The organism is Pseudomonas sp. 15A4 (genome assembly GCF_016925575.1).
Taxonomy (GTDB): domain Bacteria; phylum Pseudomonadota; class Gammaproteobacteria; order Pseudomonadales; family Pseudomonadaceae; genus Aquipseudomonas.
In genome coordinates this window covers 2,023,417-2,036,026 of sequence record NZ_CP068986.1, presented here as the reverse complement: position 1 = coordinate 2,036,026, position 12,610 = coordinate 2,023,417, and the positions used below count along the sequence as shown (strand labels likewise).

13 protein-coding genes are annotated in these 12,610 nt (G+C 59.4%); 9 read left to right on the top strand and 4 right to left on the bottom strand.

Annotation, left to right across the window (positions count from 1 at the left end):
- Positions 1-49 precede the first annotated feature (49 nt).
- The 6 genes from JN403_RS09150 (at position 50) to JN403_RS09125 (ending at position 6,615) form a co-directional block, all read left to right on the top strand.
- Entirely contained in the window at positions 50-478 is a 429-nt protein-coding gene (locus JN403_RS09150; RefSeq protein ID WP_172609625.1) for a DNA polymerase III subunit chi, read from the top strand.
- Between the two features lie 7 nt (positions 479-485).
- On the top strand, positions 486-944 hold the full coding sequence (locus tag JN403_RS09145) for a DNA polymerase III subunit chi (RefSeq protein WP_122622524.1): 459 nt from the start codon (positions 486-488) through the stop codon (positions 942-944).
- Positions 945-1,118: 174 nt separating this feature from the next.
- Positions 1,119-3,965 carry a valine--tRNA ligase gene (locus JN403_RS09140; RefSeq protein ID WP_205486792.1) on the top strand — a complete coding sequence of 949 codons (2,847 nt, stop codon included), beginning with the start codon at positions 1,119-1,121 and terminating at the stop codon, positions 3,963-3,965.
- 179 nt (positions 3,966-4,144) lie between these two features.
- Entirely contained in the window at positions 4,145-5,185 is a 1,041-nt protein-coding gene (gene rlmF / locus JN403_RS09135; RefSeq protein WP_205486791.1) for a 23S rRNA (adenine(1618)-N(6))-methyltransferase RlmF, read from the top strand.
- Between the two features lie 96 nt (positions 5,186-5,281).
- Positions 5,282-6,490, top strand: coding sequence for a DUF2599 domain-containing protein (locus JN403_RS09130; RefSeq protein ID WP_205486790.1), 1,209 nt, complete (start codon positions 5,282-5,284; stop codon positions 6,488-6,490).
- Complete coding sequence (locus tag JN403_RS09125; protein ID WP_205486789.1) at positions 6,412-6,615, top strand: DUF2599 domain-containing protein; 204 nt, start codon at positions 6,412-6,414, stop codon at positions 6,613-6,615. Before JN403_RS09130 ends, JN403_RS09125 begins: the two co-directional genes overlap by 79 nt.
- A gap of 66 nt (positions 6,616-6,681) precedes the next feature.
- On the opposite strand, the gene JN403_RS09120 is transcribed toward JN403_RS09125, so the two are convergent.
- Positions 6,682-6,963, bottom strand: a complete 282-nt coding sequence (locus tag JN403_RS09120) for an HU family DNA-binding protein (RefSeq protein ID WP_037014905.1) — start codon at positions 6,961-6,963, stop codon at positions 6,682-6,684.
- A 354-nt stretch (positions 6,964-7,317) separates the two neighbouring features.
- Here JN403_RS09120 and yejK point away from each other — a divergent pair, with 354 nt between their 5' ends.
- Both yejK and JN403_RS09110 read left to right on the top strand, forming a co-directional pair.
- Positions 7,318-8,319: a nucleoid-associated protein YejK gene (gene yejK, locus JN403_RS09115; RefSeq protein ID WP_074884246.1), complete on the top strand. Its 1,002-nt coding sequence runs from the start codon at positions 7,318-7,320 to the stop codon at positions 8,317-8,319.
- A gap of 24 nt (positions 8,320-8,343) precedes the next feature.
- Positions 8,344-8,694, top strand: a complete 351-nt coding sequence (locus JN403_RS09110; protein ID WP_205486788.1) for a glutaredoxin family protein — start codon at positions 8,344-8,346, stop codon at positions 8,692-8,694.
- Positions 8,695-8,719: 25 nt separating this feature from the next.
- Here JN403_RS09110 and JN403_RS09105 read toward each other — a convergent pair whose 3' ends face one another.
- The 3 genes from JN403_RS09105 to JN403_RS09095 all read right to left on the bottom strand — a co-directional run bounded on the left by JN403_RS09105 (position 8,720) and on the right by JN403_RS09095 (position 11,519).
- Positions 8,720-9,934, bottom strand: coding sequence for a DUF2599 domain-containing protein (locus JN403_RS09105; RefSeq protein WP_205486787.1), 1,215 nt, complete (start codon positions 9,932-9,934; stop codon positions 8,720-8,722).
- 279 nt (positions 9,935-10,213) lie between these two features.
- Positions 10,214-11,146 carry a glutathione S-transferase family protein gene (locus tag JN403_RS09100; RefSeq protein ID WP_205486786.1) on the bottom strand — a complete coding sequence of 311 codons (933 nt, stop codon included), beginning with the start codon at positions 11,144-11,146 and terminating at the stop codon, positions 10,214-10,216.
- 49 nt (positions 11,147-11,195) lie between these two features.
- Positions 11,196-11,519 (bottom strand): GIY-YIG nuclease family protein, encoded by a 324-nt coding sequence (locus tag JN403_RS09095; protein WP_205486785.1) that lies wholly within the window; start codon positions 11,517-11,519, stop codon positions 11,196-11,198.
- A gap of 818 nt (positions 11,520-12,337) precedes the next feature.
- Between JN403_RS09095 and JN403_RS09090 the strand changes: the two genes are divergently transcribed.
- Positions 12,338-12,610 carry a hypothetical protein gene (locus JN403_RS09090; RefSeq protein WP_205486784.1) on the top strand — a complete coding sequence of 91 codons (273 nt, stop codon included), beginning with the start codon at positions 12,338-12,340 and terminating at the stop codon, positions 12,608-12,610.

Below are 12,610 nucleotides of genomic sequence, written 5' to 3'. Positions count from 1 at the left end.
AAACGCGCCGGCCTCCCCGGTCGGCGCGTTCAGCGTTCTGGAATCACCCATGACCCAAGTCGACTTCTACATTCTGCCGAGTGCCGACCCTGTCGCGCGCCTGGACTTCGCCTGCAAACTCACCGACAAGGCCTGGCGCCTCGGCCATCGGGTGTACCTGCATTGCAGCGATGCCGGACAGCGCGAGGAACTGGACGCCCGACTGTGGCGGTTCAGGGGCGAAGCGTTCGTTCCCCATGGTGCGGTCGAAGACGACCAGGACGCACCCGTGGCGCTGGGCATTGGCAGCGACCCCGGCCAACATCAGGATTTGCTGGTCAATCTCGACCTGCGCATCCCGGAATTCTTCAAACGATTCGCGCGTGTCGCCGAGATCGTTGTCGAGGATCCAGCCATCCGCCTCGCGGCGCGCGAGAGTTTTCGCTTCTACCGCGAACAGGGCTATCCTCTGCAGGATCACAAGCTGCAGCGTCTTTGAGCACACGATGGATAATTCAAAACACCTGAAAGATTCAGCGCACCTGCTGGATGACCTCGAGTCGATTCGCCAGCTGTTGGGCGATGATCCGGCCCAGCCGCCCCTGCTGACCGAGTCCGTGAACAGCGACGAGCAGATCCCGCTGCTGTTTGACGTGGTCACCGGCCAGGTCGTGACGCTCGATGAGCACGAAGCCAACCTCAATGACATTCCCCTGCTCACGCCCGAGCCGGTTGCGGCTGTTACCCCTGCCGCACCCGCGGCCAACGCATCGAGCGCGTCGAGCGCGTCGAGCGCCAAGGCGCCGAACGCTGACGCGCTGCTGCACCTGGATGCCGAACTGCGGGCCGCTGCGCAGTTGATCATGCAGGACGTGATCGACGACTTCGCCCCGCACATCGAGAACGAGATCAAACGCCGTCTGGATGCGCGGATGGAACGGCTGCTGAGTCAATACACCAGCTGAACCCGTTCGCTTTCCGATCCGGGATCGCGGGTAAGCGCAGTCCTACAGATGCCCGCGACGATTCCGGGCATCACCGCTCGTAGCACCTGACCTAGCGCTTGTAGCTTGACGCCGCCTTGAAAAGCTATACTCGTCGGCTTTTCCGACTCAAAGCAGATCAGGTTCCCGCCTCGCATGGACAAGACCTACCAGCCGCACGCCATCGAATCTTCCTGGTACCAGACCTGGGAGTCCGAAAACTATTTCGCTCCGCAAGGCGCGGGCGACTCGTACACCATCATGATTCCGCCGCCGAACGTCACTGGCAGCCTGCACATGGGCCACGGTTTCAACAACGCGATCATGGATGCCCTGATCCGCTTCCGCCGTATGCAGGGTCGCAACACCCTGTGGCAGCCAGGCACCGACCACGCCGGTATCGCCACGCAGATGCTGGTGGAGCGTCAGCTCGAGGCCTTGGGTCAGAGCCGTCACGATCTGGGTCGCGACAAATTCCTCGAAAAAGTTTGGGAGTGGAAGGATCAGTCCGGCGGCAACATCAGCCGCCAGATCCGTCGCCTGGGCTCGTCGGTCGACTGGAGCCGTGAGCGCTTCACGATGGACGACGGCTTGTCCGAAGCGGTCAAAGAGGCGTTCGTGCGCCTGCATGAAGACGGCCTGATCTACCGTGGCAAGCGGCTGGTCAACTGGGACACCAAGCTGCACACCGCAATCTCCGACCTCGAAGTGGAAAACCACGACGAGAAAGGCCATCTGTGGAACCTGCGCTACCCGCTGGCCGATGGTGCCAAGACCGCTGAAGGTCTGGACTACCTGATCGTTGCCACGACCCGTCCGGAAACCATGCTTGGCGACGCCGCCGTCGCCGTGAACCCGAACGATGAGCGCTACCAGGCGCTGATCGGCAAGTTCGTCGAGCTGCCGCTGGTAGGCCGTCGCATCCCGATCATCGCGGACGACTACTGCGACCCTGAATTCGGCACCGGGTGCGTGAAGATCACCCCGGCCCACGACTTCAACGACTACGACGTCGGCAAGCGCCACAACCTGCCGCTGCTAAACATCTTCGACAAGAACGCTGCCGTTTTGCCCGCTGCCCAGGTGTTCAACCTCGACGGCACGCTGAACGACACGGTCGACGGCACCCTCCCTGCCGAATACGCCGGCCTCGACCGCTTCGAGGCGCGCAAGCAGATCGTGGCTGCGTTCGACGCCGCGGGTCTGTTGGTCAGCGTTGACGACCACGGTTTGAAAGTACCAAAGGGCGACCGCTCCGGGACCATCATCGAGCCGTGGCTGACGGATCAGTGGTACGTATCGACCAAGCCGCTGGCAGAACCGGCCATCGCCGCCGTCGAAGACGGCCGCATCGCCTTCGTGCCCAAGCAATACGAGAACATGTACTTCTCTTGGATGCGTGACATTCAGGACTGGTGCATCAGCCGTCAGCTCTGGTGGGGCCACCGCATTCCGGCCTGGTACGACGAGTCCGGTAAGGTCTACGTCGGCCGCGACGAAGCCGAAGTTCGCGCCAAGCACAATCTGGGTCCCGATGTTGCCCTGCAACAGGACAACGACGTGCTCGACACCTGGTTCAGTTCCGGTCTGTGGACGTTCTCCACCCTGGGCTGGCCTGAACAGACCGACTTCCTGAAAACCTTCCACCCGACCGACGTATTGGTCACCGGTTTCGACATCATTTTCTTCTGGGTTGCCCGGATGATCATGCTCACCATGCACCTGGTGAAGAACGAAGACGGTACGGCACAAGTGCCGTTCAAGACCGTGTATGTGCACGGTCTGGTGCGTGATGGCCAGGGCCAGAAAATGTCCAAGTCCAAGGGCAACGTCCTTGATCCGCTGGATATCATTGACGGCATCGAGCTCGAAGCCCTGGTGCAGAAACGCACCTCTGGCATGATGCAGCCCAAGCTGGCCAAGAAGATCGAGAAGCAGACCCGCGACGAGTTCGCCGACGGCATCGCCAGCTACGGCACCGATGCCCTGCGCTTCACGTTCTGCTCGCTGGCCTCCACCGGCCGTGACATCAAGTTCGACATGGGCCGCGTCGAGGGCTATCGCAACTTCTGCAACAAGATCTGGAACGCCGCGCGCTACGTGCTCGACAAGGGCGAAGACTGCGGTCAGAACGGCGAAGCGTTCGAGCTCTCGCTGCCGGATCGCTGGATCATCTCGCAGCTGCAACGCACTGAAGCCGAAGTGACCCGTCAGCTGGATCAGTTCCGTTTCGACCTCGCGGCGCAGGCGCTGTACGAGTTCATCTGGAATCAGTATTGCGACTGGTACCTGGAGCTGTCCAAGCCGGTTCTGTGGGACGAGACGGCGCCGATCGAGCGTCAGCGTGGCACCCGTCGCACGCTGGTGCGTGTGCTGGAAGTCGCACTGCGTCTGGCGCATCCGTTCATGCCATTCATCACCGAAGAAATCTGGCAGCGCCTCGCGCCGCTGGCCGGCGTTGAAGGCAAGACCATCATGCTGCAACCGTGGCCGGTGGCGAACGATGCGCGCATCGATGTCGCGGCCGAAGGCGACATCGAATGGCTCAAGAGCCTGATGCTCGGCGTGCGCAACATCCGCGGCGAGATGAACATCGGCCCGGGCAAGCCGCTGCAGTTGTTCCTCAAGAACGTCAGCGCCGAAGACCAGCGCCGCCTGAACGAGAACGAGCACCTGCTGAAGAAGCTGGCCAAGCTCGAATCGTTCATCGTGCTGGAAGCCGGCGCCGAAGCACCGCTGTCCGCGACCGCGCTGGTTGGTGAGATGGAAGTGCTGGTGCCGATGGCCGGACTGATCGACAAGGACGCCGAACTGGCGCGTCTGGACAAGGAAATCCAGCGTCTGCAGGGCGAAGTTCAGCGGGTTGGCGGCAAGCTGTCCAATGCCGCGTTCGTCGACAAGGCGCCGCCTGAAGTCATCGCCAAGGAACGCGCGAAGATGGCCGAAGCCGAACAGGCGCTGAGCAAGCTGGCCGAGCAGCACGCGCGGATCGCGAGTCTGTAATCCGATCAAATCAGCCGGCCTGAATCGCAGGCCGGTTGACGACCATGACCCCTGTAGGCGTGAGCGTGAGCGTGCTCGCGATAGCGGTATATCAGCAACCCAACCGTTGACTGACACACGGTTATCGCGAGCAAGCTCACGTCTACAGGGGCTGTGCTTTCACGAGAATCGCATCACCGATGACCAGCCACGACGCCCCCAAACCCCAACGCAACACCCCACGCAAGAAAGCCAAACCTGCCCAACAGGCCAAGCCTGCCGCGCCGCGTGAGAAAGCCACCCTGCACCCGCGCAACCGCCATCAGGGCCATTACGACTTTCCGCGCCTGATCAAAAGCAGCCCCGAACTGGGCAAGTTCGTGATCCTCAATCCCTATGGCAAGGAAAGCATCGACTTCGCCAACCCCGCTGCTGTGCGGGTATTCAACCGTGCTCTGCTCAAAGCGTTCTATGGCATTGCCCATTGGGATATTCCCGCGGACTACCTGTGCCCGCCAATCCCTGGGCGCGCCGATTATCTGCACTTTCTGGCGGACCTGCTGGCGGAGCGCAACGACGGCGTCATTCCTCGCGGCGCATCCGTTACAGCGCTGGACATTGGCACGGGCGCCAACTGCATCTACCCACTGATCGGTCAGGGCGAATACGGCTGGTCGTTTTTGGGCTCTGACATCGACAAGATCGCCCTTGCTTCGGCGACCACCATCGTCAAAGCCAACGGCTTGAGCAAAAGCATCGGCTTTCGGGAGCAGTCCAACCAAAAGCACATCTTGAACGGTTTGCTGCAGCCCGATGAACGCTTCGACATCAGCGTATGTAACCCGCCCTTCCACGCCTCGGCTGAGGAAGCGTTAAGCGGCAGCCAGCGCAAATGGCGAGCCCTAGGCAAGGCAGACCCCAAACGCAAATTGCCGGTGCTGAATTTCGGCGGCCAGGCGGCGGAGCTGTGGTGCGAAGGTGGCGAGGCACGATTCGTGACGCAGTTGATCAATGAGAGTGCTCAGGTGGCGGCCCAGGTGTTGTGGTTCAGCACGCTGGTGTCCAAGGCGTCGAACCTGCCTCTCATCCAGAGCGCGCTGAAAAAAGCCGGTGCTGTTGAAAGCCATACGGTGGAGATGGGCCAGGGTCAGAAACAGAGCCGCTTCGTGGCCTGGACCTTTCACGACAGCGCTCGTCAGGACGCCTGGCGGGAGGAGCGCTGGATCGCACGCAAGCCCTGAGCCCCAAACGGTAGTGTCATTTCTGCCAGTAGACGGCCAACCTCCCCGTTCATAAGCTGACTCCTCGTCGCGTGTCCGAGCACAAGGAGGTCAGCCATGCGCGCTATAGCCTGTGTTATCTGCGTATTGACGGTCTGGAACTGCCCGTCGTGGGCAGTTGAATTGAAGACGAATCTCGATCCGGTCGAAACGGTCCGGCGCATCAACGCCAGTTACAACCGCATCGAAAACCAGTGCAAAGAGCCGGACACCGGCGCCGCCCGGGGCCATTACTACTGCAGCGGCATCACGTTGCGCATGGTCAATGACGGCAACTTCAATCCCTGGGATTACAGTCCCTACGCCCTGCAAACCGGGGCAACGTCCTACACCTGGATACGCCGAGACCTGAGCACAACAGTGCTCGTGCATCCTGCCGGCTTCATTCTCAGGACGCCAACGGACGGGCTTGCGCTGCAGCTCCCGGTCAAGCAGGAGGGCTGGGCCTGTATCTACACGTTCGATGGTTACACCGGACCGGATCGCAAGTGGTACGGCTGCGGGCCCTTCAACGACGCCACCTTCGTGCCCCCTCCCCAACCTAGGACTGCGAACAAGAACGCTCAATGGGCCTACGGCACCTGTGCCGATCAGAACGTCAACACGGCCGAGCAGTGGAAACAGAAATATCAGGGCGGTGCCCGACAGCCTATTCAGACGTCGCAGTGCTCGTGGAACGCCGAAGTGCCTGCGCAGTGGGACGCGATGATCCAGGCCCATGAGGCCAGAGTGACCACCACCAATGCCGACCCTTATTCGCGCAAAGACTTCTTCAACGAATTCATGCTCAAGAATGCCGCCGGCGGCAGCGACATCATGGATGACATCGATGCGTTTATTTACCAAGGTAAAAGCGCTTTCAACTACCCCGTCCGAGGCGACAACGGCAAAGCCGCGGTGCAGCAGGACGGCCTGGCCAATGCGCGCACCTTCCAACGAAAACTTTATGGGCAAGGCTACGCAGTACCTATCCTGAAAATCGATTTCACAAGGTCGCCGGAGCAACGATTCACCTACAGCGCCGCCGATCAAGGGGTTTCGCTTAACCTCAACAGCACTATAAGCGCGAAATACATCGCAAAGAGCAACTGGGAGCAGCGCCTGGACCCAGGCACCGGCAAAACAGAGTGGACGCTAAATGTCGTGCTGACGGAGCTCGGAAAAAAGTACAAGCGAGTCAGCAGCAAGTGGTCTATCAGGAGCTCTACGACTTGCGCGGTTCAGACTCGCAATGGCGGGACGAAGAAAAAGACGCGGGCAGCATGAAGCAACAAATCGCCTGCATCGTGCGCAACTACCCGCAACGCGCTGACTGGAACCTGGAGCCCTTCCGCCCGGTGGTTTCCGAGGCAGCGGCTAAAGCGGCCGGGTGCAACCCTTTCAAAAAATAGCGGGCACAAAAAAACCGTGTCCGGATCACTCCGTCACACGGTTCCTCATCCAAGCAGCGTTTTCGCTTACTTGTTGACCGAGTCAGTCAGCACTTTGGCGGGTACGAACTTGACCACTTTCTTGGCAGCGATTTCGATGGCTGCGCCAGTCGAAGGGTTGCGGCCGGTGCGTGCTGGACGCTCGGTGACTTTCAGTTTGCCGATGCCTGGCAGAGTGATTTCACTGCCGTTTTCCAGTTGGTCAGCGACGATTTGACCCAATTGGTCGAGAGCGTTGCGCGCGGTGGTTTTAGGCGCGTCGATTGCTTCTGCGATATCGGCGATCAATTGGTCTTTAGTCAGAGCCATGGTGGTGTTCCTTCCCTATCAAATTCGAATGGTTTGCAGAGTGTGGTACAGACGCGAAATGTAGATACTGTAAACGGCCTTTGGTTCGGCCGAACGCCCACAAACTGCACGCCTGGCGCGCTTGGGCGCTCAGGACCGGGCAAAACTAGCACAGCGCAACGCAAATATCCGCCCCTACCTACCCATTTGGTCAGCTTTATCGCCCGAGAGGCGTAAAAAAGTCATATTAATGGGCGCAGGTCAGCGTTTTCGGCCCTTCCAGAGCGTTCCCAGGCCCGTCTGCGGTACACTTGCCGACTTTCGCACGGGCCTGGTCTGGTCCCGTTCAGTTCCCCTTCAGCAGCCGAGAAATCCATGCCGATCCGTCACGCCATCGTCCACCTGATCGACAAAAAACCCGACGGCACCCCCGCCGTGCTCCACGCCAGGGACTCTGAACTTGCCGAGTCGCAGGCCATCGAGAACATGCTGGCAGACCTCAACGAAAGCTATAACGCCAAGCAGGGCAAGGCCTGGGGGCTGTTTCATGCCGAGTCCGGCGCGCACCCTTTCAGCGGCTGGCTGAAGGAATATCTCGATCAGGGCAAGGATTTCACCCAGTTCAGCCGCATTGCGGTCGAGCATCTGCAGAAGCTGATGGAAGAGTCGAACCTGTCGGTCGGCGGCCACGTGCTGTTCGCTCACTATCAGCAGGGCATGACTGAATACCTGGCGATCGCACTGCTGCACCACAGCGAAGGCGTGGCCGTGAACGAAGCGCTGGACGTAACGCCATCCCGGCATCTGGACCTTGGCCAACTGCACCTCGCGGCCCGGATCAATATTTCCGAGTGGCAGAACAACAAGGCCTCCAAGCAGTACATCTCGTTCATCAAGGGCAAGAACGGCAAGAAGGTTTCCGAGTACTTCCGCGACTTCATCGGCTGCCAGGAAGGCGTCGACGGGCCGGGCGAGACCCGCACCCTGCTCAAGGCCTTCAGTGACTTCGTCGAGAGCGAAGACCTGCCGGAAGAATCCACTCGCGAGAAGACCAAGGCGCTGGTCGACTACGCCAGCAGCCAGAGCAAAATGGGCGAGCCCATCGCCCTGGAAGAATTGTCAGGCCTGATCGACGAGGACCGCCCGCGGGCCTTCTACGATCACATCCGCAACAAGGATTACGGCCTGTCACCCGAGATTCCTGCGGATAAGCGTACGCTGAGTCAGTTCCGCCGCTTCACCGGTCGCGCAGAAGGTCTGTCGATCAGCTTTGAGGCGCACCTGCTGGGCGACAAGATCGAGTACGACGAGGAGAAAGGCACGTTGATCATCAAAGGGCTGCCCACTCAATTGACCGATCAGCTCAAACGCCGCTGATTCTGCCGAGGCGCCAAGACCCGAATGTTCGTTCGTACCGTGAAGAAGTTCTTGCTCATCATGCTGGTGGTAGTCGTTTACCAGAACTGGGGCAAGATCGAAAACCTGGTCCACCCTTCCTCCACTTTATCGGAGCATGCGCAAGCCAACGCGAAGGTGACGTTATACGCCACCGACTGGTGCGGCTACTGCAAGCAGACTCGGCGTTTTCTCGACAGCCAAGGCATCCGCTATACCGAGTTCGATATCGAGAAAGACGCCGCCGGACGCAAAGCCTATGAGGCCCTGGGTGGCCGCGGCATTCCCCTGATCGACGTGAATGGCACGTTGATCAGGGGGTTTAGCGAAGAGCAGATTCTCGCTGCGCTGAAGTGACACCTGACGCTTGGCTGCTGGTGGGTCACACCGGATTGCAACCCGCCGCCTCGGCTTTCTCTTCAGAGAGATCGGGGCGGAACGGCTCAAGATTGAATTCATCCTTATTGCGCGCAATGCTGAAGTGGCACACCAACTGACGACGCATGCCACCGCCATCATTTTGTTTCCATTGAAAATCGTTTTTATACTTGCGGACCAGTTCGGCATACACCGCGTCAGAGCCTGAAGAACCCGTTTGCTTCCTGCCCAATTCGGTCAGCACGACCGACAGTGACCACTCCTCTTCTCCCGTGCCCGGGTCAGGGCGTAACGCCCATGTGGCGGACTGGATATAGCGATCGATTGTCTTGCCCGATTCGGAGACGGCCTGATCATCGGCGTCGCAGGCAAACGTTGCATCTTTAGACGGGGAGTCCGGAAGTGTCATTGCGATAATCGGCACCCAGATACCCGTTTGTGAGTAATAACGTTGTTGATCAAACCGGGCATCGTCCTTGCCGCCCCCAGGTTCGGGCAAATAGAAAAAAGCCTGAATCGGCAAGTCTTTATCAAGCGTTTCAGCACTCCAGGTATCCAGCCTGAGTTCATTCTGTTTATTGAACGACGTCTTTCCCATTTCACGCATGGCGCTCAGACTTGCATTGAAGTTGTCAGTTGCGTGCCGGTCCAGTGGATCGCGAACATCAAAGCCGCACTCATTGCGGTTATCGCCCTTGGTCTGCGTCTTGTACTGCTCTGCCCACTGGCGACCGGTCTCGATCTTTTGAGAAAAGCACTCAGCGCCTTTGCCTGGCGCGGTCGCCACCGGAGAGGAGCCGCAGCCCTTGTCGACTCGAGAATCAGTGCCGCCATCCATCGGGAACGAGCACAGCACGTTATAGGGGCTTTTGCCAGTCGGCAGCGCCTGAATCGGAAAGAGCACGTAGCCATTGTTTTCATAGCGGACGAGGCGGGAAAACCTGGCGTCCTTACGCAGATAAGAGAACGACGTACCGCCGCTTTTGACCGAAGCCGGGCTAGGGTCCCACGAGTTGTAGTCGTCCGATGGGATGGTGGCTCTAAAGATAACTCCGTTGCACAAAAATGCAGGTGACGAGGCTTTGCCGCAGTTTTCCCTCGTATCGTTATATTGACGTCTCAGCGCGTTGGCCGTATCGGCACAACTGGCCCCATAAACATCAGCGCATTGTATTGCAACAACAAGTAGCGATAACCCGAACGCATTGGCGTTGGCCATGACGTGTTCTCCTGTCCCTGGAAATAAGGCGTCCAATGTCACGGAATATTGAAAGACATTGGCGCCACTCAGGGACTCCAACGTTCTCCTTGACCGGACAGCTTCATTATTTAGATGAAAGAGGAGAGTAAACCGCGTGGCTTTTTTAACAACTGTCACAACTGACAGTCACGACAACTTTGCGCTGGTTAGCCAGATCAATAGGCAATTAAAACAAAGCGATTATTCGGCATCGCGATAAGCCCGGCATTGCACCGGGCTTATTTGCGCATGAGGTGTTTAAACAGCCTTGATTTGAAAACCGAAACGCGGGAAGTGCACATGCACGGCGCCTGCGCGTTCATCTTCGCGACGCAGGATGATCGCTTCGCGCCCGCTGAAAATCAGCTCGCCCGCCACCGCGTCAACGCCGTAATCCACTGCGGACACAGTGACCTGCTGGCCGATGGTGAAACCGTTGGGGTCGGTGAAATCTTCATCGGGCACCGGCGCCGGGGTAGCAGCACGGGCGATCTCAACGGCGTCGCCCGAGCTCAATTCACTCGGCGCACCATGGCCGAACGCAATAACGCGCTCGTACCAGCTCAACACCGCCGGATAGGCGTCGACGAGCGGGGACGTGACCGGGGTTTGTTTGAGGAACCACAAGGTGTGAGCCACCGAGAAGTCGGCAATCGAGGGCGCACCCAGGAGGAAATCACCGTTGCGCTCAAGCTGGGTTTCCAGACGCGCCATCAGCGTCGGCCATTGATGCTGCGCCACTTCCAGCGGCACGCGATTGGCGCTGCCGCCGTTGAACAGTGTGGCGCGGTCGGCAACGAATGCCTTCACGGCCTCAGGCGGGACTTTGGCGAAACGCACAGCAAGGGATGCCGGCTGAAACACCAGGCTGACCGCATGCAGGAACAGCACCGAATCCGCCCACGCCGCGAGGCTGGCCGCCGTGAACTCCTGACCTTCGGGATAGAACGTGGGAGACGATTTTTCCTGCTCAAGACGCCGGGCGATCAACGCGGTGTCGCAGTAGATGTCGGCGCCCACCTGCAGAACCGGGGTTTTGCGATAGCCGCCGGTGAGGGCCATGAGGTCAGGCTTGGGCATGATCGACGGGATGTTGACCGAGCGCCATGACAGGCCTTTGAAGCCCAGCATCAGGCGGGCTTTCTCGGCGAACAGTGACGTTGGATAGTGATGAAGAATCAACTCAGACATGCTTCGGGCCATCCGCAGGGATAAAGCCCCAGCTTAGCCTCCTGCGCGCTTACGGCATACCCGCTCGGCCTGATGGCGCGGCATCACTCGGCTGGATATAGCTGGCGGCAAGGTATTCCTTGGCGCTTTTACGCAGCTTTTTGATCAGCCTTTCTTGCCGCAGGGCATCCCCCTTGTCGCGGCAGGCTTCGACATAAACCAGCGCCACCGCGGGGCTCGAACTGAAGAAGCGCGCGCCTTTGCCGCTCTGATGCTGAGCGAACCGGCGCTGCGGATCATTGCTGATGCCGCAGTACAAAGAACCGTTGGCCGCGCGCACCAAGTACACGAACCAGGATTTAGCCACAGGTTCTGCGGGAGTCTGGACAGGCACACGAGGTTTCCGAAAGGTTTGGCGGAGGGTACACAGGAAGTTTCCTACCGTCGACCTTCCCGGAATGGACGCCAACGAACCACGGCAAGGGCCACGAACCTACGCATTCAATCCAACAACGCCTTAGCCAAAATGCGCGTTGCCTACAGCATCGCCCCATCCGAGATCAGTAAGCTCATTACTCATTCCAAGGACGGAGCCATTCAACATGTTCAAGGCATTATCTATCACCGGCACCCTCGCCGTAGTTGCATTCACGATCGGTTCGGTGCAAGCCAGCGAGGGGAAAACACCGCGAGGGCGATGACTCGCCAGTACCACGACACACGAGAGTCATGCGGAGCGCAGTCGCCAGCGTTCGTCTGCTCGGGCATTTTCCTGCGGTCCACTCGGCCCTCACCCGCTTACCATTCGTGGGAACACAGCCCGAACTCAAAAGCCAAGGGAGGGGTAGCGTTTTCCTTCCTCCGGGCCGACGCGCCCATCAGCAATCTGGCGGAGGATGCCCGCAGTGGCTATACCCTGGCGCCGGTCAGCAACCGGCCCGCGGATACTCTGCAATACAGGGTCCTGTGTGCGTTTCCTACCGATGGCGACAGCTGGACCCGTGACCAGGGAGGCTGCGGCGACAACCAACAGACCGCGCAGGTGGAAACCTTCTGCCACGAGCAAGGCATTCGAAGCGCCGAGGACTGGATCGTCAACTATCAGCGCACCCCGGAAACCCGGCGGAGCGCTATTTCAGCCAATGTGCGTTCGACATGCACACATCCCGTGACGGAGCTGCAGCGCGCGAGTTTATGGAGAACCTCAAAGCGATGCGTTTACTCAACGGCGAGCCTTTCCCGTGGAACGAGATGTTGATCCAGGCCTGGGACGAGACGCAAAGTAACGGCGTGCCCATTCAGTCGTTTTTCTATATCAGGGGGATGCCACGCGGCCTGGAGCAGGCCCGATATGACCAGACGGATTACCACACAACCGTTGGACGCATCGTCCCGATCATCGAGATCGGTCTGCCACGCGATGAGACGCAAAACGCCACGTTCATTTATCGCAGTTCGGATCAGGCCGTGAGTGAGCCGCAGTAA